Raw genomic sequence first — 21,015 nt, 5'->3', positions numbered from 1 at the left:
CGCTTGGGGCATGACTATCTCCGCGATCCTTTCCGACCTGGACAGCACGCGCAGCTACCGCGAAGAGCTGTACAAGTTCTTCCATCAGCACCCGGAGTTGTCTTTGCAAGAGTTCGAGACATCCAAACGGATTATTTCCGAACTGGAATCCTATGGTGTGGAATCCATCCAGCGCATTGGTGACACCGGTGTTGTTGCGGTGATCAGCAATGGGGATGGGCCGGTTGTTGCGCTTCGTGGCGATATTGATGCGCTGCCCATGGCGGAGCGATCCGGCAAAGAATATGCAGCAATCGGAGCGACGCAGGTGGATAACAACACAGGTCAAGAAACTCCGGTGGCGCATACATGCGGTCATGATGTGCACATTTCTTCACTGTTGGGTGCGGTGCAGGCGTTTAATTCTCATCGGGAATTGTGGAACGGAACGTTGATGGCCGTTTTCCAGCCAGCGGAAGAGACGGCAGCTGGTGCGAGGATGATGGTGGAGGAGGGAATCGTCGAAAAGCTTTCTGCGCCGGATGTTTATCTAGGCCAGCATGTGCTGGGCTCCTTGCCCGGTGGGGCGGTGGGCACCCGGGTTGGGGCGGTGATGTCGGAGGCGGCGTCGATTGAAATTACGCTGCATGGCAAGGGTTCGCATGGTTCAATGCCCAATTTGGGTGTGGATCCGATTGTGTTGGGCTCGGCGATCGTGACGCGCCTGCAGTCGGTGATTTCTCGGGAAATCGCAGCTAGTGAGACTGCAGTGCTGACCGTGGGTAGTTTTCATGCGGGCACAAAATCCAACATCATTCCCGATTCTGCGGTGTTGCAATTGAATACTCGTGCATTTTCGAAGGATGTGGCGGCGCATTTGCATGAGGCGATCGAGCGGATTGTGCGCAGTGAATGTGCGGCTGCACGGTGCCCGGAGCCGCCAGAGTTTAAGTACTACGACCAATACCCATTAACCAGTAATGATGAGTCGGTGACTGCTCATGTTCGGGCGGCATTTGATGAGTTTTTCGGAGAGAATTCTGTCGATTTAGCGCAGGTGCCAGCCTCGGAAGACTTCTCGATCATCCCCGATGCGTTTGGAATTCCTTATTCTTACTGGGGATTGGGTGGATTTGCGGATCACCAAAACGCGCCGGGAAATCACTCCCCAGCGTTCGCGCCAGATATACAGCCAACTCTTGATCGTGGTGTGGAAGCGCTGGTTGTAGCTGCTTCTGCGTGGCTAGTGAAATAATTGGCTAATGAATCCTTTTCTTTCAGACACGTTGATTGTCCAGCAGACCTCTTCCTTCCTGTCTAACAACTTTGAGATTTACAACCCAGACGGCGAAGTTGTTATCAGAATCAAAACTGAAGGGTCGTTGGGCTCTCGGCTGGTCAAGGGCGACCGCAGATTCACACTGGAAGATGCCTTCGGCACCCCATTGATGCAGGTTCGCGATCCCATGAACTTTGTTCGCGACACCTATGAAATTGATGATCCAAATGGCAATCCCATTGCTCATGTGCGGAAGCGTTTCACCTTCTTCAACAAGCGGATGGACATCGAACTACCAGGTGACCGCGTTATTGAAATGCACGGTAACTTCCTTGGGTTCGACTTTGAGTTTCGCATGGGCGACCGAATTCCAGCGCGGGTTTCCCGAAAATGGTCCGGCGCTGGCAAAGGATACCTAGGCCGAAGCACCTACGCCCTTATTTTCGATGAAGAAGCCCCTGATGAAATCAGAAAAGTCATCATTGGAGGCATGGTCGCGCTAGATCTGATCCGGGAGAAGGAACGTAATTAAGCCACCCCCGTTTCATGTCTAGAGAGTGAACACTATTAGGCGCCCCGATTAAATGACAAGGTGGACTAAGAGAATAGGGGCTATTTCATGGAGAAGGGTGAAAAATACCTTATCAAGTCGTTTCCCTCGTCCTGAGAGTCCGATTACAGGATGTCCGTCAACCACCATGGCACAACCGTCGAGCTTGCCTCCGGGGAATGAATCGATGTAAACAAGTTTAACGCCGACCACCGCGAACATGTCCTGAAACTCTGCAATTGATTGAGGCTCGCGCACCCTATTAGAAAGGGTCTTAGCTGGATTCAGCAGCGCGTCATGAGAGAACTCTGCAGCATCTAGAGCCTTGGCGACCGTTCTGACGCATGCAGCCCATGAGTGTTGCAAGACTGTGGCGTCTTCGTCACCGTTACTTCGACGAGCGGCAAAACTTATTGTTGAAGGATCGTCGAAGGTAGCTTCCCAAACAAGTTAAGGACTTGCTTTTTCTGTACTTTTACATCAGTAGAAGTGATGCAACCCCGCTTGGTGAGTAATGAAATTGGGGCTAGCTCTTGTAGATGTGCCCTTGTTTTTTGAGAAATAGTGAGAGTCCCGCCGACAGCAGCTTCAGAGTGGATTGGCTAACTTGGGAATCAGTTCTAAATCGGCAGCTTTCCATCTAGCCTATAGATCATTTTCGGTGGTCAGTGGTTCCATTATTTGTGGTAGGCAAAGGTACCCATCCAAATGGATGGGCACCTTTCATCAGTAGTGAGAGTCTTTAGATCTCCGCAGCTGCAGAGCGGATTGCGCCACAAACTGCAACCTGGAATGTGCCGGTGTGTGTTATCGGCGAACCATACCTCTGGCGCGCATAGCTGCAAGAACTCGTTCCTGTGAAAGTTGCCTTGCCGCTTCGTGGCTGGTCAGGTCAGATTCAGAGGTGAAATTCAGGACAGTTTCGGCATTGGATCGGAGTTTGTCGGAAACGCTCGTGAAGATGTTGGCAGTCTCTGCACGGAATGCAGACATGCGGTTATCCATGGCGAATGCTGCGGCGACTACTCCTCCGGCGTTGGCGACAAAGTCTGGAACCACAGTGATGCCACGGTTACTTAGGACTTTTTGTGCGGCTTCATTAGTGGGAAGGTTTGCTCCTTCGACGACGAGTTGTGCTTGTAGTCGATTGGCTGCGTCTTCATCGATGACGTCCTGGAGCGCTGCCGGTACGAGGATTTCGGCTTCGGTGAAAAGTTCGTCACCTGGGTTGATGCGAAGTGCTGGGTAGTGGTCCACAAGTGAGTCACCCACCTGATCGCGTAGTTCCATGAGCTCGGGGATGTTGAGCCCGTTGGGGTCTGCGATTGCTCCCTTTGCTGTGGAGATAGCCACAACAGGATAGCCAAGTTCTGCCAGGCGGGAAGCTGTGGCATGTCCAACGGCACCGAAGCCTTGGACTGCTACCGATGCACCTTTGAGTTTTTGCATTTGTGCTACTTGATCCACCACTTCTGCAACACCAAAGCCGGTGATACCAAGCTTGTCGTAGGGCACTCCACCGAGCTCGTAGGGTGTTCCCATACTGGTGCCCCAGCCGAGCTCGTCGACGATGATGGCGGCGTCATTTTCAGTCAGCCCCATGTCCAGGCCGAAGACATATTCTTTAGGTACTTCGTTGGAGAGTTTTCTGACGAATGACCGAAGGATTGCTTCTTTATCTGGGGAGGTGGGGTCTGCTTGGATTCCGGCTTTTGCACCACCATAAAAGAGGTCTACACCAGCCCATTTCCAGGTCATGACGCGAGCCAACCTGGCTATTTCTGCGACTGAAACGGTGGGCTGCATGCGCGTGCCACCCTTGCCCATGCCGCGGGCGGTGTTGTCGATGACAAGTACGCCACGCATCCCGGTTTTTTGATCGCTGACGATGACGATCTTTTCGGGACCCCAGTCGTCGATTAGCTCGAACATGTCTTGGTTGAAACCTTTCTGTCCTTAAAGAGGGGGTTAGAGGAATTTAACGCCTTGGGCGAGTGGCAGTTCGCCGGAGTAGTTGACGGTGTTGGTGGCGCGTCGCATGTAGGACTTCCAGGAGTCGGAGCCGGATTCGCGTCCGCCACCGGTTTCCTTTTCGCCACCGAATGCGCCGCCGATTTCTGCGCCGGAGGTACCGATGTTGACGTTGGCAATGCCACAGTCGGAGCCGGAAGCGGAGACGAAGAGCTCTGCTTCGCGCTGGTTTTCGGTGAAGATTGCAGAAGAAAGGCCCTGTGGAACATCGTTTTGGAGTGCGATTGCTTCTTCCAAAGTGGAGTAGGTCAGCACGTAGAGAATTGGTGCGAAGGTTTCATCGCGCACAATGTCTGTTTGTGCTGGCATGGTTACGATTGCAGGCTCAACGTAGTAGGCCTCTGGGAATTCATCTTCGAGGACTCGGTTGCCACCGGTGATAACCGTTCCGCCCTGTTCGGTTGCAGCCTTGAGTGCATCCTGCATACCCTGGAATCCGGATTCATTGATCAGTGGTCCAACGAGGATCTGCTCGTCGCGAGGATCGCCGATGGTCAGGGTTTGGTATGCGGAAACGAGTTTTTCGGTGAGCTCTTCTGCAATGGACTCGTGGACGATAACGCGGCGCATGGTGGTGCAGCGCTGACCAGCGGTTCCGGCAGCCGCGAAGACAATTCCGCGAAGTGCCAGGTCAAGATCTGCATCTGGGGTGACTATGGCTGCGTTGTTTCCGCCCAGCTCCAGGATGGTTTTGCCGAATCGGGCAGCAACACGAGGACCTACTTCACGGCCCATGCGGGTGGAGCCGGTGGCGGAGATCAGTGGGACGCGGGGGTCGTCGAGAAGCTTTTCTGCTGCGTAACGGTCAGTGAGTACGAGCTGGATGATTTCTGCTGGTGCATCCTGCTCTTCAATGGCGCGGGCAAGGAGAGTGTGTGCGCCAAGTGCGCTGAGTGCGACCATCTCGGATGGCTTCCACACCACGGAATCGCCACAGATCAGGGCAAGCGCAGTGTTCCAGGAGTATACAGCGACAGGGAAGTTGAACGCTGAGATAACTCCGACCACGCCAAGTGGGTGCCAGGTTTCCATGAGGCGGTGTCCTGGGCGCTCGGAAGGCATGGTTTGGCCGTATAGCATGCGGGACTGTCCGACGGCGAAATCGCAGATGTCGATCATTTCTTGGACTTCGCCTTCCGCCTCAGAAATTGATTTTCCAGCCTCGGCTTGAACAAGAATTGCCAGGTCACGCTTGTGCTCGGTGAGCAGCTCACCCCAACGCTTTACTACTGTGCCGCGCACGGGTGCAGGAACGTCGCGCCAGGTGCGGAATGCCTCGTCAGCTCGATCAATGGCTGCTTCCACATCTTCTGCGGTGTGCTTAGGCAGAAAAAGAAGGGTTTCACCAGTCAGAGGGGAGCGGGTCTTGATCTCACCGTCAAGCGTTGAAGGATCAACACCAATAGCTTGGAGAGCAGCGGAAACATCGTTGTAAAGGGAAGTCTTGGTGGCAAGCGCGGTGTTAGACATGATCGGAGTTCTCCTTCAGAAAGGTGTCATTGATGATGGTGGTATTGAGTTTTTCAGCTAGGCGCGCGATCGACGCATCGACCTGAGCTTGGTAGAGGTGGAATGGGTCTGCGATGTCTCGGCCGATGATCTTGGACAGTGTTTCTAGGTCATATTCTGTGCCTTTCTGTGCAGCGTCTTTCGTGCCTTCGCCAGTGAGATTCGATTGGAAAATTCCTGCTGCCGACCGAGGCAAAAAGTCCTCGTAGACGATGGGGCTCGCCTGCACGGTCGCGTCGTCAAGCAATGCTTTTAAGCTGACTTCGGCCGGAACCGTGGGCGCCTGCCCGGGCGCCAAATCAAACTCAAAATACGCAAGGCCTTCGGCCAGCAAGCCGGCTTCGGTATCCGGCAAATTGTCCTGCCACACCTGGCGCGCAACGTCGGTGCGGACGCCACCGGTTTCCTGCAATTGCTTATCGACGTCAACCACCATCCGGTCGTACAGCTCCCGACCTCGAGGCGTCAGCGCGATTCCACGCTGTTCGACTTCGCCAAAACGCACCCGCAGCGCGCCAGGGCCGACGCTTCCATCCTCAAACTTAAAGATGCGTTCCTCCGAAAGCGCCCTGAAAGACGTCTGGCGAAGCAGAACATCGGGACCTTGCCACGATGGAGGGCCTTGGACCTCATCAATCATGGCGATTCCGAGGCTCTCCATGCGTGCATAAAGATCTTCAATATCAAGCACACGCGGAGTTAAGTGATTGATGTGAGTGCTTGGAACTCCGCCAATATCTGCCGCAACAGCGGAAACCGACTCAAGCTCGCGGTACCACGCGTGATCAACCGGCTCACTGGAAAGTTCAAAAGAAGCAGTGGCTAGATCGAGCAGTGTTGAAGCCTCTGCCCCATCGAGTCCTTCCTGCTCAGTAGCCTTTTCAGCAAGGCTGAGCAGCTCCTGCGGGAACAGGGTTCGGGCATTGATGAATTCTTGGAGCTTGCGCTGCTGTTCCGCGTTGAAAAACCGTGGATCATCAGCCGCGAGCATGGAGGTGAAAACTCGGAAAGGATTGAGCGCTAGTTCTTCAGCGTCAACAGGACGGAACGCGGTTGAAACGACAGGAACCGAAGAAGCAGAAGCGTCGCGGAGATCATAAAAACCCACCGGGTACATACCAAAGGCTTCAAAGACGGTAGCTACCTGCGACATCTCCTTTGGTGAACCCACACGAATCGCGCCGTGGCGTTCTGCAGTCACACGCTGAATCGAACCAAGCCTTTCAGCATCCCCGCCTTCCTTCTCCAGGAAATCGCGGTTAACCCGCTCCGATACATCCACAAGAGTGTTGTACGCAGGAACTTCCATGCCGTACATTTCTGAAAGCCTGCGAGCAAACTCTGCCCGTAGTTGCCATGTTTTCTTGAAAGACACTAGAACTGTTCTCCTTAAATAATGTTTACTTCGGACACCAATGAGCCACCGGTGCGGAAACGTTCCGCGGTGAATTGGCTTGCATCGACGAAAGATTCCTTGCCCTGATAAAGATCCGCGACGATCTCGCCAACAGCTGGGGATTGCAAGAAGCCATGGCCGGAGAAGCCTGCTGCGTAGAAGAATCCAGGGAGTTCTTCTGACTGACCAATAATGGCGTTCTTATCTGGGGTGTTTTCGTAATAACCTGCCCAGCCCTCAGCCAGCTCTGGATTCTCCAGGCCGGGGGCGAAGACAGAAGCTGCAGCATTGAATTCTTTGAGCCACTCGTAGGAGTACTCGCGGCAGAATCCAGTCTTTTCCAAATGGGAGATGCCAAGTAGTAGGGCATTTTGGTAGTTATGGAAATACAACGTGGTGGACAGATCCAAGGTGAAGGGGATTCGTGGAAATGGCTTTGCCTGCTGTGGGGTAATGCCAATCATGCGGCGAACCGCTTCAATTGGAAGTGGAACTCCAGCTAGACGCCCGATTTCTGCACTCCAGGCACCCGCCGCGCAAATGATGGAATTGGTCTTGATCTCACCACGGTTGGTTGTTACAGAATGAATGACAGTCCCAGTGCGCTGGATGTCCAACACCTGGGTGCGGTTGAGCAGTGTTGCTCCCAGTGCCTTTGCTCCGTTGGCATAACCTTCGACGACTTTGCTGGGGGCAGCCCAGCCATCATCTGGCGAGAAGCTCGCTGCGGTGATGCTCTTTGGGTCAAGGAAAGGATTGAGTTTCGCAGCGTCTTGAGCGCTGATCATTTGGGAGTTAACACCTTGTTTGCGCTGTTCATGCACACTAATTTCAAGGTTCTGCTTTTCTTGCTCGTTGCGACCCAAGAAAAGGTAGCCGACGCGGTTGAGCATGATATCCACGCCAAACTTCTCGCGGAAGTTTGCGAACTCTTCCAAAGACCTGCGTCCCAAAGCGATATTGAGCGGATCTGAGAAGTTAGCTCGAACGCCTCCAAGTGGTTTTGCAGACGATCCGCTGCCGAACTCTGCTTGTTCTACAACGACGATATCCGTGATACCCCGCTCGGCGAGGTGCCAAGCGATACTCATGCCCATTACGCCTCCGCCGATAATGACGACTTCAGCCGTTGTGGGTTGCTCCTGCGCTTCGGTTAGTTCGAGTGGAACAGTGATCTTAGCCATGGTGAAACTCCTTTCAATTCTCTACTTGATTACCGCTTATCGATAACCGTACAAGAAAAGAAAGTGGTTTGCACCACTTTTTTAAAAAGATTTTATCTACAACACTATTCGTGCACGTTAAGCTGTTGGGTAGTCCATGTGGAGCGCGGGTTCAATCTCGGGGCTGAGGGATTTTGGGCGCGCATATTCAAGATGTTGGAGCATGACGCGCGCGGCATTTTCAGGCTCCTGGGAGACGATGGCAGTAGCAAGTTCAATATGCTCTTGCGCGCTAGGAATGAGCAAACCTTGTTCTGGGAGGCGTCGATAAGCACCATTAATTCGAGACTGGTCGCGAAGGTTAAGGACAATGTCTTGGAGGCGTCGATTGTCTAAAAGCGTGATCAGGTAGCCATGAAATGCGTCATCCGCCTCGAGGTACTTAGTGAGGTCGGGGGGATTTTTTGCAGTAATAATAGTGAGGGTTTGGGCTGCGAGCCGGTGTAATTCACTGCCTTGATCTGCTGTAATGCCGCGTCGGGCAAGTTCTCGAACTGCCTGTACTTCAACAATTGATCGCAGAATGTAGATCTCGCGATGATCCTGTTCTGTTAATTCGATGACCCGAAATCCTCGATTGGGCACAAGCTCAAGTAGGCCTCTATGTACTAGTGAAGTCATGGCCTCGCGCACTGGACTATTTGAGGTGCCAAGTTTTTTAGCCAAGGCGTTGGCGGAGTAGATTTCACCAGGTTTCATGTCGCCGTCAAGGAGGTAATTGCGTAAAAGCTCCTCTGTGGACGATTTAAGTGTTAATCGTGAAAACCTTTGGGTATCTACATGATCTGGCCAATTTTCATTGGACATGAGGACTCCTTGGGAAGATTGTTAGTTGTTGAATAGTATACGCAGGTGAAAATGTTTGAGAAATTTCCGCAAACGACTATTGGTTATCGATAACTCAATGTATGGTGGATCTCACACTACGGATTGTGTTGAGACTCAAATTACGTTGGCACAGTCTCTGGTAGTTCCCGGTATTCCCTTGTGGGCCTTGGTAGCCCCTGACACTCCTGGACAGTTTCGAAAACTGTCTGGATATGTAGATCACCCATAGGTGAACGGAGAAAATAATGAGCTCTGGAAGCGCAGTAAACGACGCCATTCAAAGCGTGTTCGAGCCGTTTGTAAACTTTTTGGAAACGGCTGTCTTCTTTTCTATCCCCTTGTTTGGGGCCGATGTACCAATCCTTGTGATTTGGCTTTTCGCCGGCAGCATATTTCTCACTCTCTTCCTCCGAGTGCGACCAATTAAAGATGCAATGCAAACATTTCGCGTCATCCGCGGACATCTCAGTAGGCATAAAGATCCAGGAGAGGTGACAAGTTTCCAAGCTCTGGCGACAGAACTATCCGGAACTGTCGGACTTGGAAATATCGCTGGTGTAGCTGTAGCGATCTCAGTTGGTGGGCCTGGTGCAACGTTGTGGATTATTATCGCCGGCGTTTTAGGTATGGCTGTGAAAATGGCCGAGGCTACATTAGCCCAAATGTTCCGCAAGGTACATGCTGATGGAACAGTCTCGGGCGGGCCAATGTACTACCTGCGCGATGGCCTGGCATCCATTGGAAAGCCGAAGCTTGGAAAGACCATGGCCTTCATTTACGCATTTTGCCTGATGATCGCAGTTATGGGTGCCGGAAACCTCTTCCAGGCAAACCAAATGGCAGCGCACCTTTCTGAAACCATTGGAGGAGGAGACTCTTTCCTTGTAGGAAATGAGTGGATGATTGGTGTCGCAATTGCCGTTGTTGCAAGCCTCGTGATTGTCGGAGGCATTAAGTCAATCGCGCGTACCACCAGCCGACTAGTCCCAATCATGACTGTTTTGTATGGCGGTTCCGTGATCATCATTTTGATTGTGAACTTCCAGAACATCCCAGAAGCAATCAAGTTAATTCTTGAAGGTGGACTAACCGGTGCTGGTATTCAGGGCGGAATCTTAGGCGTCGCGGTCATTGGTATCCAGCGTGCACTGTTCTCAAATGTTGCGGGCGTTGGTACTGCAGGAATGGCTCACGCGGTGACTAAGAACCGCCGTCCAGCAGAAGAAGGCCTTGTTGCAGCATGGGAACCATTCCTAGACTCCGTCATTGTCTGCACCATGACTGCCTTGGCAATCATCGTGACCGGCGCTTATGGTGGCTCGACATCTGACGGAATCAACCTCACCACTGATGCCTTCGCAACAGTTCACTCAGCATTCCCTATTCTGTTGACGATTTGCATCATTCTCTTCGCGTTCTCCACCATTTTGAGCTACTCCTACTACGGCAAGAAAGCCGCAGGATATGTGTTCAAGCAGAGCCGCGTTGCTGAGCGCATCTACGATGTCGTCTACCTTGCAATGATTATCGTCGGAGCATCTGTTTCTCTGGACGTGGTGGTGAGATTCTCTGATGCAATGTTCTTCCTTGTTACAGTGCCAAATCTACTTGGAATCTACCTGTTGGGTAAGAAGCTTAAGCAAGAAATCCAGGGATACCGAGATGATGTCGCGGCTGGGCGAGTGGCACTTGTCCCTGAAGCAGAGCGTTCCACGATGTTGGGTGAACCGATGTCAAAAAAATTAGGGATCCAAGAGGAGATCCAAGAGAAGGGCCAGGAGCCTTCTGAAAAATCAGAGTTAGCGTCTGATCGAACTCAATAGAATTCAAAAAAGGGGCCACCAATTAGTCACTAATTGGTGCCCCACTCCTTTTTGTCTAACCGCCTAAAGTGCCAAAAACTGCATGTGCAATTAGTAGGTCAAGGCGTCGAATATCGGCATTTCTGCCTAGTTTAATTTTGATGTGCCCCGCTTTAGTCCAAAGCTCGAGCTCGGAGTTAAAGTCCAGAGTTCCTGAATTTTCTGAAGACCACATGTTGATTGAAGAATAAGGGAGGGAATACATCTCGACTTTTTTGCCCCGGATTCCTTGGGCATCCCGCACGATAAGGCGCCGATCCGTAAAAATGGCAGAGTCACGAAATGTTTTATATGCGGTGATGGGGCGTTCACCAGGGATCAGGATTGTCTCCAGATCGTTTGGAATTGGCACTTCTTGTACAAAAGTCCAGCTGGTAATGGCGCCTACTTCGTTACTCATGGTGCTCTTTCCTGTAAGTAGATTCTTCGAGGGGCTTTTAAAATAGTGATGCTACTTGTGGCCAATTGGAGAGAATTCAATTGGCCACAAGTAGCAGATGCAACAGGTATTAGACGAGGTCGCTGAGGTTCTTCACGTTGTCAGAAACTGGAACCATCTTGGCCAGTTGGGTGACGTGGCGTGGTTCGAGTTCTTCGAGGGAAGAAACACCGAGAAGTGCCATGGTGCGGTTGATTTCGCTGCGCAGGATGGCGATGGTGCGATCGACACCTTCGCGGCCTCCGGCCATGAGTCCGTAGAGGTAGGCACGACCGATGAGAGTGAAATCGGCGCCCATGGCTACGGCTGCGACGATGTCGGCACCGTTCATGATGCCGGTGTCGATCATGATGGTTGGTTCAGATCCAACTTCCTTGCGTACCTGTGGCAGGAGGTGGAATGGGACGGGTGCGCGGTCGAGCTGACGGCCACCGTGGTTGGAGAGAATGAGGCCGTCGACGCCTTGGTCGAGAAGTTTGACGGAGTCTGCTACGTTTTGGACGCCCTTGACTACGAGTTTTCCTGGCCACATTTCACGGATGACCTTGAGGTCTTCGTAAGAAATGGTGGGGTCCATTGCGGAGTTGAGGAGGTCTCCTACGGTGCCTCCAGTGGAGGAAAGGGATGCGAATTCCAAGGTTGGCGTGGTGAGGAAGTCGATCCACCACCATGGGCGTGGAATTGCGTTGAGCACGGTGGATGGGGTCAGCTGTGGTGGGATGGAGAATCCGTTGCGGGAATCGCGGATACGGTAGCCAGCGATTGGGGTGTCCACGGTGAACATGAGGGTGTCGAAGCCCGCTTTGGCTGCGCGTTCGACGAGTCCGTAGGAGATTTCGCGGTCACGCATGACGTAAAGCTGGAACCAGTTTCGGCCGTTGGGGTTGGTGGCCTTGACGTCTTCAATAGAGGTGGTGCCCAAGGTGGACAGGGTGAAAGGAATACCTGCGGCGCCTGCAGCTCCGGCACCTGCGATTTCGCCTTCGGTCTGCATGAGGCGGGTGAAGCCGGTTGGTGCGATGCCGAAAGGCATGGAGGAGGTTCCGCCCAGGATTTGGGTGGTGGTGTCTACGTGCTCTGCAGGCTTGAGGATATCTGGGTGGAATTCGATGTTTTCGAATGCTTCACGTGCGCGTTTGATTGACAGTTCGGCCTCGGCTGCTCCGTCGGTGTAGTCGAATGCGGCGGCTGGGGTGCGTCGTTTAGCAATTTTGCGCAGGTCGTAGATGGTGAGCGCGGAGTCTAGGCGTCGTTTCTTGCCGTTGATCTCTGGCTTTTTGAACTTCATGAGTTCGAGTAGTTCTGCGGGGTTGGGCAGTTGACGTTTCACCATGGGTGGTTCCTTTCGGAGGGGTTTTACTTAGATTTTAGTTCTCTTGGTGTGCGACGCGTTGGATGAAGAACGAGGCGATCACAGATAGGAGGCAACATGCGACGACGTAGACGGCGATTGGCCACCATTGTCTGCCGGAGATTTCGAACAGCCATGCTGCGATGATGGGTGCGGTACCGCCGAAGAGTGCTGCTCCGACTTGGTAACCCAGGGTAGCGCCGGTGTAGCGGACCTCAGGTGCGAAGTTTTCTGCGATGACGGTTCCGAGGATTGCGTTGACGCTACCCCAGAGGATGCCGAAGCCAATCACGGTGGTGATAAATAGTGCCCAAATTTCGCCGGTGTTAAGGATCAAGTAGTAAGGGACGATAAACACGATGGTTGCAGATGCACAGATCCTGTAGAGGGCTGCTCGGTTGACACGGTCGGAGAAGGATCCGAACAGTGGCATCCAGATGGTGGCAACAAGGGCTGCACAAGCAACTGCCAGAAGAACAATGTTATCGCGGATGTTCAGGAAGTTGGTTGCGTAAGCAACGATGTAGGTACCGAAGATGTAGAACGGGCCGGTCTCTGCAGCTTTTGCTCCGATGGAAACCAACACGGCTGGCCAGTACTTGGTCAGGACTTCCTTCAGTGGCATCTTTACCTGCTGGCCGGAATCGCGGATGCGCTTGAATTCTGGGGTCTCATCAAGGCCGTTTCGGATGAACAAGCCGATGAACACCAGGAGGATAGATCCAACGAATGGGATACGCCAGCCCCAGGTGAGGAACTGATCTTCCGGCATGAGGGTGAGCAGGGAGATTACGCCGGCAGCAAGGAGCATGCCCAGGGAGATGCCCATTTGTGGAACTGCGCCGTAGAGTCCGCGCTGCTTCTTTGGTGCGTATTCGTACGCGAGCAGCAGTGCGCCACCCCATTCGCCACCGATGCCGATGCCCTGCAGGATGCGGAGGAACATCAGGAGGATTGGTGCCCAAATGCCGATAGAGTTGTAGTCGGGGAGCAAACCAATGGCGACGGTACCGCCACCCATGAGCATCAAAGTGATGAACAGGGTCTTCTTACGACCAATGCGGTCACCGATGTGGGCGAAGATGACGCCGCCAACGGGACGGAAGAAGAAGGTCAGGGAGAAGGAAGCGTACGCCAGGATTGTGGAGAGGAACTCGTTGTCACTGGGGAAGTACATCTTGTTGAAGACCAGCGCGGCGACGGTTCCGTAAACCAGGAAGTCGAACCATTCGATAACGCTGCCACTCAAGCTGCCCAGCAGGACGCGCTTGTTGAGTTGCTGCTTGGGCGGTGAGTTTTGATCTACTGCGGTTGTCATGGTGACCTCTTCTCTGAAACGGACGGCGGGAGTAAACGGGCTGAAACCGATTGGCCCAACCTCATGGTCAGACCACAAGAATGTAAGGCATGTCACCTTTGATTGTCAATGGGGTGTAGCAAACAGGGGGTGGATTGTGTTGCCCTCGCCTTAACGTGTCTCCTGGGGTGTGGGGCTGGGTGACGTATCTGAGACGCTCGGCCTTGGGGGGGAAGGTACGAATATAATTTCGAATAATGTATGATCAAGACTCGTCTTTAAAATGGTATTTCAAATGTGAGGCAGTTTTAAATGTCTAATAAGCCAGCTAAAAGACATCATTTAATTCCCCAGTTTTATCTTGATGCCTTCTCCGAAAAAGGGAAGCTTCAAATGCAAGAGCTTGCTGGTAAAGCGTATCTCGTGTCAAAGACAAATGCATTTGTTGTGAATGATTTCTACAGAAAAACCGATGATAATGCTGAGAATGCTCTCGAATTTGAGGATCACTTGGCAAACGTTGAAGCGATTGCGTCTAATGCGCTACGTTCTCTGAGGAATAATCGGCGAATAGATCTAGAAGAAAAGTCAAGTATTGCCGAGTTTTTACTTGCGCAATGGGCTCGGGGGGATGACTTTCGAAGCGCCTCAAGAAGCTTCAAGAATCTTGCATTACGGGATATGGCTCGAAACAGCTCTGAAAAAGATGTACGGCTCTTTCATGAGATTAGCTTCGAGGGCCCCGTCGAAGATGAAGAATGGGAATCAATTTGGAAACGATATACATGTGATGAAGGTCCAGGATTCTACAGCACTGTAGAAAGCAGTTTTTCACAGTTCAAACAACTGACTAAGGACACTAAGCAGTCGATACTGCTCACCCGCAAATGGGTCGTTCTTGACTTTGGGAGACCAACCTTAATTTCCGGGGATCGCCCCGTCATAATTTCTGACTTTCAACGAACCTCAAATTCGGTACTTGCTCCTGGGATAGCGGTTGCACAACAAATAATATTTCCGATGAGTAGATCTTTAGCTCTAATTTTGGAACGCGAATCTGATGAGACCGAAACAGAAAGCCTGGAGAAACGCTTGTATTCGATTCAGTGGATGACGGGAAAGCAAGAGCTGGCTGAGGAGATTAATGTCCTTGTCGCATTAAATGCTCGCAAAAAAATCTTCGGGCATCCCTCGGACATGAATTCCCTGAGAGATTTAAGCATGATTTCGCGCCCCATTGAAAATTGGATTACAGCCAGTGATTGGGGCGAGGCAACTCGAAGAATTACAGAACTAAAAGACTTAGCTGTCGAAAGCTTCAAGGATTTCTCACGCGAACAGCTCGATGCTTTTTTTGCAATGCAGAAATCGCAGGGAAGTAACGGAAAAGGGCCACAGTTGACATTTGGTAGTTTCTGATTTACTGCGATTGGTTGTATGAATCATGCACACCCCACAAAGCAACAGAATCAGTTAATCTGCATGACCGGAAACGGCCACGGACGCTTCATGTGAGGTGGGTGTTTCTCAAAGGGATAGCCCAAAGAAACCTCCACGTGGCTTACCCCATCAACGCGGGTTTCGGCAGGAATATGCAGGTGTCCGTGAATGGCCATGAGAGCGTTGAATCGTACGGCCCAATCCCTGGTGGCGGTGGTTCCACACCACAGCGCGATATCTTTTTCAAAGAGTCGGTGGGTAGGTTCAATGACCAGTGGCCAGTGGTTGACCAGGACTTTTGGGCCTTTGGTGGCTTTAAGTCGGTCTTCTGTGTAGGTGACTCGTTCAGCGCACCAGGCGGGGATATCCACGTAGGGGGCGATGGCTAGTTCGTCATCTAGCTTTATTTTTGCTTGGGCGAGGGCTTGTTTCGCGGTGAGGCCAAGAGGGCGGAAAGAGTAATCGTAAAGTGTGAAAAGTGGGCAGATGGTGACGCCACCAAAGACCGGGTAGGGGTCTTCGGGGGTGATTGCGCCGATGGCTCGGAGTTGTCCGACTAGTGCGCGGTAGCGGGCTTTGCCGTTGACGCGGTCTGTTTTCCGGTTGAAGAGTTCGTGGTTGCCGGGCACCCAAATCACGGTGTCAAAGCGTTTGACCAGGGAGGATAGGGTGCGTACTACGTCGGGGATTTTCTCTGCCACATCTCCGGCGACGATCAACCAATCGCCGGGGTCTCGTGGAATGAGGGCGTCAACGGTGTCTTGGTTCTGGGCGAAGGTGACGTGGAGGTCGGAAACTGCCCACAATGTGCGGGACATTTATGCCTCGGCAGCAGCGGTTTCTTGGTAATAGCCTTCGATGTGGTCTTTGATCAGGGTTGCTGCCATAGTGGATTCACCTGCGCGAAGTGCTGCGAGGATTGCACGGTGTTCTTTCTGCAGACGAGCTGAGGTCGCCGGCCAATCTGGGAGCGCCAGAGCCCTGGCAACGGTGTGATCTGCCACGGACAGGCGGAGGGCTTCCATGAGCGTACTGATCAGAGGGTTTTCCGCGCCTTTGGAGATAACGACGTGGAATTCGGCGTCGAAACGCAAAAAATCCTCGAGCGGTAGCGTGGGGTCATCCATCTTTTCCAGCAACGCTTCTGCCACGTCCCAGTCGCCGCGTTCGGCGCTGGAATGCAGGGCAGCCCAGCCTTCAAGGAGTTGGCGGGTTTCATAAATATCGTGGTGGCCGACCTGGTTGGTGACCAATTGCAGCGTCACGGAGAGGGAAAGCGCCTGGCCAGGGGCAGCGGTGATGATGGTGCCAGACCGCGGTCCGGATCCGGTGGCGGTGGAAATGGTGCCGAGGGCTTCGAGCACACGAAGCGCCTCGCGCAGGGAGCTTCGGGAAACTCCGAGGGTTTCGGAGAGCGCCCGTTCGCTGGGGAGATGATCACCGATTTTTAGGCGACCGCTGCGGAGTTCCTCGGTGACCCAATCCATGACAGATTCATGTGCTTTCACACTCATTAGTATTTCAGAGCCTTAATCGCGGACAGCCGTTAGGAGGCTGTCAAGCAGCCTGTCTAATTCACCGGCGCGGCGTTCGTTGGGGCTAAACGCGCCGTCTTTATTTTCAGTGAAGGTGGAAAAAGTTACCTGGCTGCGGATATCAAAAATATTGAAGTTTCCGACAATTTGGCGCCACTGCTCAACAGCACGGACACCTTCAGCTGCACCATAGGAAACGAAAGCGACAACTTTGTTTTGCCACTCATTGCCTAAGACATCGAAGGCATTTTTGAACGCGCCGGGTACACCGTGGTTGTACTCGGGGGTGATGAAAATAAAGGCGTCACAGGCATCGATGGCTTTAGACCAGGCAGTGACCTGCGGATCGTCGTATTGTTTGTTGGCAGCAGCTGGAACAGTGGCGGATTCCAACAGTGGAACATTGAAAGATTTAAGGTCTAGGAGTTCAAACTCCGCATCGGGGGCAGCATATGCTGCGACTTGTTCCATGACCCAATCGGCAACACCTGCACCGAACCGACCCTCGCGGATACTTCCTAGAATGACGCCGATTTTCATAAAACAACCATCCTTTCAAAGAGTGTTTCCAACAGGAACAAGCCTAGTGAAAGAGTTCTTCCAGGGAGTGGATATCGGCGCGCGGATCGGTTCCGGAACGATCTAGATAGAAAGCATTCCAGCCAAGTTCACGGGGAGCTGCGACATCGTTGGTCCAATCGTCGCCGATGATCGTCGCAGAAGTTGCACCCAAATGGGTGAGCGCTCGGGCATACATTTCGGGGCGAGGCTTTGCGGAATCCAGGGTGGACGCCGCCAACATGACGAGTTCTGGCAGGCCAAGGCCGGTGCGATCAAGCTTGTCTTGCTGCATGGGGGCTGCGCCATTGGTCAGGATTCCCACAGGGGCACCGGTGGCTACCGCGCGATCGAGAACGCCCTTGGCATCGGGGTAGGCAGTCCAGTTTTGCTCATATGCTTTAAGGTAGCCGGAGTAAATATCATCGCAGGTGGCGTCGTCAAGCTCTCTGTTGAGGTACGCCCTGATGCGGTCGCGCCGCTGACCTAAATGCGTGGTTTCGCCGCGCTCAAAACGGGCAAAACCCCACTTATCCAGCTCAATCCAGCGCTCAACATCCGTGTCGACGCCCACGGTCGGCGACCAGGCGTGCAGGGCGGCGCTGGCTGCGGAAGCGTGATCAACGAGGGTGCCGTCGAGGTCAAAGAGGATCGCATGCGTCATGGGATCACTCTAGCGTTTGATGTGGTTCGCGCGGATCCAATAAGCAATGCTGTGGCGCAGCTCGGGGGTGACTTCGCGGTCCAAAAGAGCTGCCCAATAATCAATAAACTCCTCGTGATAATTGTGCCCGTGCCCGCCGGGAACGGAGGTTGAAGTGAGCAAATCCAAAGCCACCTGCCAGCCGGTTACAAACGGCATCCATCGCAAGCGGGGAAAGACATCTTGGTGGTCTTGCTTGGGAGTTTTCAACCATTCCGGCCGCCGAATAAACAGCTCCGCGTTCCACCACACAATCGGATCAGAGGCGTGCTGCGCCACGATCATGCGCGGAAACTGCCAGGTAGCAGGCATATCAAGGTGCTCAGGCTCGCCCGCAAAACGGATGTGCCGCCCGCTATCAATCACGGGCAGCCGCTCGGAGCTGCTCGCATCACGCCGGGTGCGCAACGCATTCATGGCGTCCGAAAAACGTGGCGCCCCACTGAGCAGCACGCCGTCAGCGGTTCCAAGAAGCTTTTCGACGTCTCCCCACACCTCAGCCAACCCATACGCCCCCAGTGACTCTCCCGCGAGGAACAGCTTTGGGCGACTCCCGGTGGGAAGCTGGTCTAGCTCGTGGAGGACGGCGTCGATAAGCATTCTCGCCGCATTAATGGGGCCGTCGTTGTCCTTGTACCAGCTCAGTGCACTGGGAAGATAAGAGTATTGCATGGAAATTGTCACGCAGTTTCCGCCGGTGAGGAACTCAAAGGTGTGGGCGGACCAATCGGTGATCCAGCCGGTGCCCGTGGAATTGTTGATCACGATGTGGTCGCGGCGCAGGGCTCCCGTGCGGCGCATTTCATGAATGACAAGATCCACCTGATCGCTTAAGGATCGTCCCGGAACCATACCGATAAAAATACGAATCGGTTCATGTGTTTCCGTGTCAGAAAGCCTGGTTACCGTGATGATGTCATCTTTGCGTGGGCCTCCCGACAACACTGCACGGCCCTGCGAACCCACCGCACCCCATTTTTCATACGACCACGGGCTCCCCGAACGCTCCGGCTCCCACGGCTGCTCAGTTCCTGGGAACACCATGCGATTAAGGTGCGCTGCTTGAATTGTAGAATTATGCAAGATGCGCCGCAACAAAACGCGATCGGCCAAGGTCAAAGTGGTCAATGTAATGACCGAAACCGCTGCGATGAAACTAATCCACGGCGGTAAAAACCTCTCAATTAGGAGCTTGACCTCATTAATGCTGTGCTGGGTTAATTCGCCGGTGATCAGCAGCGCGCCGTACCCCAAGGTGCCGACACTAATGCCCGCGATCGTCTCCTTCGGTCCAAAATTCTTCTGCCCAATCAGCCGGATTTGGGTGCGATGCCTGATCAATCCCACAACCGTGGTGGTCAACGTGATGGCACCAGTTGCGATGTGGGTGGCGTTGTAAATTTTCCTGGATACCCGCCGGTTGGTTCTGGGGAGGATCGAGTGGATTCCCGTCGCTGCCGCATGCCCCACCGCTTGTAAAACAGCCAGGTTAGCGGCTGTAACCCACCACGGTTTCGGCAACAATGACGGCGAGAGAGCCCACCACATTGCGATTTCCGCTCCGATAAAGCCAGCGCCCATATTTGCAGGGAGGATTCGCCTGCGGTTTGGCGACATTCGGATCCCCGGAACCAGCTCTGCAATGACCTGCGCGCCGAGGGAAGCGAGGTGGGTGGCAGGTTTTAGTGCGGGTTTAAGCGTTGCCAGGCGAGTGGTGAGCAAAGACGCTAGTCTGGGGAGCGAAACCATATTGAGTCATCTTGGCAGAGCATGCACAATTCTGCAGGGCATAGATTGGTTTTGCTCGATTTACAATGTGATTTTTTCAACAAAAATAACACTTGGTCTGACCACATTTTCGGACATAATCGGGCATAATTAAAGGTGTAACAAAGGAATCCGGGCACAAGCTCTTGCTGATTTTCTGAGCTGCTTTGTGGGTTGTCCGGTTAGGGAAATCAGGAAGTGGGATCGAAAATGAAAGAAACCGTCGGTAACAAGATTGTCCTCATTGGCGCAGGCGATGTCGGAGTTGCATACGCATATGCACTGATCAACCAAGGCATGGCAGACCACCTTGCGATCATCGACATTGATGAAAAGAAACTCGAAGGCAACGTCAAGGACTTAAACCATGGTGTTGTGTGGGCCGATTCCCGCACCCGCGTCACTAAGGGAACCTACGCTGACTGCGAAGACGCAGCCATGGTTGTCATTTGTGCCGGCGCAGCCCAAAAGCCAGGCGAGACCCGCCTCCAGCTGGTGGACAAAAACGTCAAGATTATGAAATCCATCGTCGGCGATGTCATGGACAGCGGATTCGACGGCATCTTCCTCGTGGCGTCCAACCCAGTGGATATCCTGACCTACGCAGTGTGGAAATTCTCCGGCTTGGAATGGAACCGCGTGATCGGCTCCGGAACTGTCCTGGACTCCGCTCGATTCCGCTACATGCTGGGCGAACTCTACGAAGTGGCACCAAGCTCTGTCCACGCCTACATCATCGGCGAACACGGCGACACCGAACTTCCAGTCCTGTCCTCCGCGACCATCGCCGGCGTATCGCTTAGCCGAATGCTAGACAAAGACCCAGAGCTTGAGGGCCGTCTAGAGAAAATTTTCGAAGACACCCGCGACGCTGCCTATCACATTATCGACGCCAAGGGCTCCACTTCCTACGGCATCGGCATGGGTCTTGCTCGCATCACCCGCGCAATCCTGCAGAACCAAGACGTTGCAGTCCCAGTCTCTGCACTGCTCCACGGTGAATACGGTGAGGAAGACATCTACATTGGCACCCCAGCTGTGGTGAACCGCCGAGGCATCCGCCGCGTTGTCGAACTAGAAATCACCGACCACGAGATGGAACGCTTCAAGCATTCCGCAAATACCCTGCGCGAAATTCAGAAGCAGTTCTTCTAAATTTTTGGCGCCTAGTTGGCGACGCAAGTGTTTCATTGGAACACTTGCGCTGCCAACTTTTTGGTTTACGGGCAAAATGAAACTGTTGGATGGAATTTAGACTGTTTGTAGCT

General features: G+C 53.2%; 18 protein-coding genes. 5 read left to right on the top strand and 13 right to left on the bottom strand.

Annotated features, from left to right (window positions below; all coding sequences use genetic code 11):
* Positions 1 to 10 precede the first annotated feature (10 nt).
* Both KW808_RS15030 and KW808_RS15025 read left to right on the top strand, forming a co-directional pair.
* Positions 11 to 1,234: an amidohydrolase gene (locus KW808_RS15030; RefSeq protein ID WP_003862564.1), complete on the top strand. Its 1,224-nt coding sequence runs from the start codon at positions 11 to 13 to the stop codon at positions 1,232 to 1,234.
* Positions 1,235 to 1,241: 7 nt separating this feature from the next.
* A complete protein-coding gene (locus KW808_RS15025; RefSeq protein WP_003857727.1) occupies positions 1,242 to 1,790 on the top strand; it encodes an LURP-one-related/scramblase family protein in 549 nt (182 codons plus the stop codon).
* Between the two features lie 825 nt (positions 1,791 to 2,615).
* Here KW808_RS15025 and KW808_RS15020 read toward each other — a convergent pair.
* The 5 genes from KW808_RS15020 to KW808_RS15000 all read right to left on the bottom strand — a co-directional run bounded on the left by KW808_RS15020 (position 2,616) and on the right by KW808_RS15000 (position 8,774).
* Positions 2,616 to 3,740, bottom strand: a complete 1,125-nt coding sequence (locus tag KW808_RS15020; RefSeq protein ID WP_003857732.1) for a Glu/Leu/Phe/Val family dehydrogenase — start codon at positions 3,738 to 3,740, stop codon at positions 2,616 to 2,618.
* Between the two features lie 36 nt (positions 3,741 to 3,776).
* Complete coding sequence (amaB, locus tag KW808_RS15015; protein ID WP_003862565.1) at positions 3,777 to 5,309, bottom strand: L-piperidine-6-carboxylate dehydrogenase; 1,533 nt, start codon at positions 5,307 to 5,309, stop codon at positions 3,777 to 3,779.
* Positions 5,302 to 6,723, bottom strand: coding sequence for a 2-oxoadipate dioxygenase/decarboxylase (hglS, locus tag KW808_RS15010; RefSeq protein WP_003857735.1), 1,422 nt, complete (start codon positions 6,721 to 6,723; stop codon positions 5,302 to 5,304). The genes amaB and hglS overlap by 8 nt, the downstream gene beginning before the upstream one ends.
* Positions 6,724 to 6,737: 14 nt before the next feature.
* The gene (locus KW808_RS15005; RefSeq protein ID WP_003862567.1) at positions 6,738 to 7,928 is read right to left on the bottom strand and encodes an NAD(P)/FAD-dependent oxidoreductase; all 1,191 of its coding nucleotides are present in this window, start codon (positions 7,926 to 7,928) and stop codon (positions 6,738 to 6,740) included.
* 117 nt (positions 7,929 to 8,045) lie between these two features.
* Positions 8,046 to 8,774, bottom strand: a complete 729-nt coding sequence (locus KW808_RS15000; RefSeq protein ID WP_003862569.1) for a GntR family transcriptional regulator — start codon at positions 8,772 to 8,774, stop codon at positions 8,046 to 8,048.
* A gap of 266 nt (positions 8,775 to 9,040) precedes the next feature.
* Here KW808_RS15000 and KW808_RS14995 point away from each other — a divergent pair, with 266 nt between their 5' ends.
* Positions 9,041 to 10,618 carry an alanine/glycine:cation symporter family protein gene (locus KW808_RS14995; RefSeq protein WP_003857740.1) on the top strand — a complete coding sequence of 526 codons (1,578 nt, stop codon included), beginning with the start codon at positions 9,041 to 9,043 and terminating at the stop codon, positions 10,616 to 10,618.
* A gap of 55 nt (positions 10,619 to 10,673) precedes the next feature.
* Here the strand turns inward: KW808_RS14995 and KW808_RS14990 are convergent, their stop codons facing one another.
* The 3 genes from KW808_RS14990 to KW808_RS14980 all read right to left on the bottom strand — a co-directional run bounded on the left by KW808_RS14990 (position 10,674) and on the right by KW808_RS14980 (position 13,765).
* Positions 10,674 to 11,057 (bottom strand): PH domain-containing protein, encoded by a 384-nt coding sequence (locus KW808_RS14990; RefSeq protein WP_003857743.1) that lies wholly within the window; start codon positions 11,055 to 11,057, stop codon positions 10,674 to 10,676.
* A gap of 109 nt (positions 11,058 to 11,166) precedes the next feature.
* A complete protein-coding gene (lldD, locus tag KW808_RS14985; protein WP_003862571.1) occupies positions 11,167 to 12,429 on the bottom strand; it encodes a quinone-dependent L-lactate dehydrogenase in 1,263 nt (420 codons plus the stop codon).
* Positions 12,430 to 12,463: 34 nt separating this feature from the next.
* Positions 12,464 to 13,765, bottom strand: coding sequence for an MFS transporter (locus tag KW808_RS14980; RefSeq protein WP_003862573.1), 1,302 nt, complete (start codon positions 13,763 to 13,765; stop codon positions 12,464 to 12,466).
* Positions 13,766 to 14,056: 291 nt separating this feature from the next.
* On the opposite strand from KW808_RS14980, the gene KW808_RS14975 reads away from it, so the two are divergent.
* Complete coding sequence (locus KW808_RS14975; protein ID WP_003857751.1) at positions 14,057 to 15,163, top strand: DUF4238 domain-containing protein; 1,107 nt, start codon at positions 14,057 to 14,059, stop codon at positions 15,161 to 15,163.
* Between the two features lie 50 nt (positions 15,164 to 15,213).
* On the opposite strand, the gene KW808_RS14970 is transcribed toward KW808_RS14975, so the two are convergent.
* The 5 genes from KW808_RS14970 to KW808_RS14950 are packed head-to-tail and all read right to left on the bottom strand — an operon-like array spanning position 15,214 to position 19,729.
* Complete coding sequence (locus KW808_RS14970) at positions 15,214 to 16,002, bottom strand: metallophosphoesterase family protein (RefSeq protein ID WP_003862575.1); 789 nt, start codon at positions 16,000 to 16,002, stop codon at positions 15,214 to 15,216.
* Positions 16,003 to 16,698 (bottom strand): FadR/GntR family transcriptional regulator, encoded by a 696-nt coding sequence (locus KW808_RS14965; RefSeq protein WP_003857756.1) that lies wholly within the window; start codon positions 16,696 to 16,698, stop codon positions 16,003 to 16,005.
* A gap of 15 nt (positions 16,699 to 16,713) precedes the next feature.
* A complete protein-coding gene (locus KW808_RS14960; protein ID WP_003862578.1) occupies positions 16,714 to 17,259 on the bottom strand; it encodes an NADPH-dependent FMN reductase in 546 nt (181 codons plus the stop codon).
* 43 nt (positions 17,260 to 17,302) lie between these two features.
* The gene (locus tag KW808_RS14955) at positions 17,303 to 17,941 is read right to left on the bottom strand and encodes an HAD family hydrolase (protein ID WP_003862580.1); all 639 of its coding nucleotides are present in this window, start codon (positions 17,939 to 17,941) and stop codon (positions 17,303 to 17,305) included.
* 9 nt (positions 17,942 to 17,950) lie between these two features.
* Positions 17,951 to 19,729 carry an alpha/beta-hydrolase family protein gene (locus KW808_RS14950; protein WP_003862582.1) on the bottom strand — a complete coding sequence of 593 codons (1,779 nt, stop codon included), beginning with the start codon at positions 19,727 to 19,729 and terminating at the stop codon, positions 17,951 to 17,953.
* 228 nt (positions 19,730 to 19,957) lie between these two features.
* Here KW808_RS14950 and KW808_RS14945 point away from each other — a divergent pair, with 228 nt between their 5' ends.
* Positions 19,958 to 20,902: an L-lactate dehydrogenase gene (locus KW808_RS14945; RefSeq protein WP_003862584.1), complete on the top strand. Its 945-nt coding sequence runs from the start codon at positions 19,958 to 19,960 to the stop codon at positions 20,900 to 20,902.
* Positions 20,903 to 21,015: the final 113 nt, after the last annotated feature.

This window comes from [Brevibacterium] flavum (genome assembly GCF_019317305.1).
Classification (GTDB): Bacteria; Actinomycetota; Actinomycetes; order Mycobacteriales; family Mycobacteriaceae; genus Corynebacterium; species Corynebacterium glutamicum.
The sequence above is the reverse complement of the archived record's forward strand: the minus strand, read 5'-3'. Positions and strand labels throughout refer to the sequence as shown.

Coding starts and splice junctions, on each gene's coding strand:
- KW808_RS14960 (WP_003862578.1), bottom strand. CDS start 17,259: ATGAAAATCGGCGTCATTCTAGGAAGTATCCGCGAGGGTCGGTTCGGT.
- KW808_RS14965 (WP_003857756.1), bottom strand. CDS start 16,698: ATGAGTGTGAAAGCACATGAATCTGTCATGGATTGGGTCACCGAGGAA.
- KW808_RS14975 (WP_003857751.1), top strand. CDS start 14,057: ATGTCTAATAAGCCAGCTAAAAGACATCATTTAATTCCCCAGTTTTAT.
- KW808_RS15025 (WP_003857727.1), top strand. CDS start 1,242: ATGAATCCTTTTCTTTCAGACACGTTGATTGTCCAGCAGACCTCTTCC.
- KW808_RS15000 (WP_003862569.1), bottom strand. CDS start 8,774: ATGTCCAATGAAAATTGGCCAGATCATGTAGATACCCAAAGGTTTTCA.
- KW808_RS15020 (WP_003857732.1), bottom strand. CDS start 3,740: ATGTTCGAGCTAATCGACGACTGGGGTCCCGAAAAGATCGTCATCGTC.
- KW808_RS14945 (WP_003862584.1), top strand. CDS start 19,958: ATGAAAGAAACCGTCGGTAACAAGATTGTCCTCATTGGCGCAGGCGAT.
- KW808_RS14950 (WP_003862582.1), bottom strand. CDS start 19,729: ATGGTTTCGCTCCCCAGACTAGCGTCTTTGCTCACCACTCGCCTGGCA.
- KW808_RS15030 (WP_003862564.1), top strand. CDS start 11: ATGACTATCTCCGCGATCCTTTCCGACCTGGACAGCACGCGCAGCTAC.
- lldD (WP_003862571.1), bottom strand. CDS start 12,429: ATGGTGAAACGTCAACTGCCCAACCCCGCAGAACTACTCGAACTCATG.
- KW808_RS14980 (WP_003862573.1), bottom strand. CDS start 13,765: ATGACAACCGCAGTAGATCAAAACTCACCGCCCAAGCAGCAACTCAAC.
- KW808_RS14995 (WP_003857740.1), top strand. CDS start 9,041: ATGAGCTCTGGAAGCGCAGTAAACGACGCCATTCAAAGCGTGTTCGAG.
- KW808_RS14955 (WP_003862580.1), bottom strand. CDS start 17,941: ATGACGCATGCGATCCTCTTTGACCTCGACGGCACCCTCGTTGATCAC.
- amaB (WP_003862565.1), bottom strand. CDS start 5,309: ATGTCTAACACCGCGCTTGCCACCAAGACTTCCCTTTACAACGATGTT.
- KW808_RS14990 (WP_003857743.1), bottom strand. CDS start 11,057: ATGAGTAACGAAGTAGGCGCCATTACCAGCTGGACTTTTGTACAAGAA.
- KW808_RS14970 (WP_003862575.1), bottom strand. CDS start 16,002: ATGTCCCGCACATTGTGGGCAGTTTCCGACCTCCACGTCACCTTCGCC.
- KW808_RS15005 (WP_003862567.1), bottom strand. CDS start 7,928: ATGGCTAAGATCACTGTTCCACTCGAACTAACCGAAGCGCAGGAGCAA.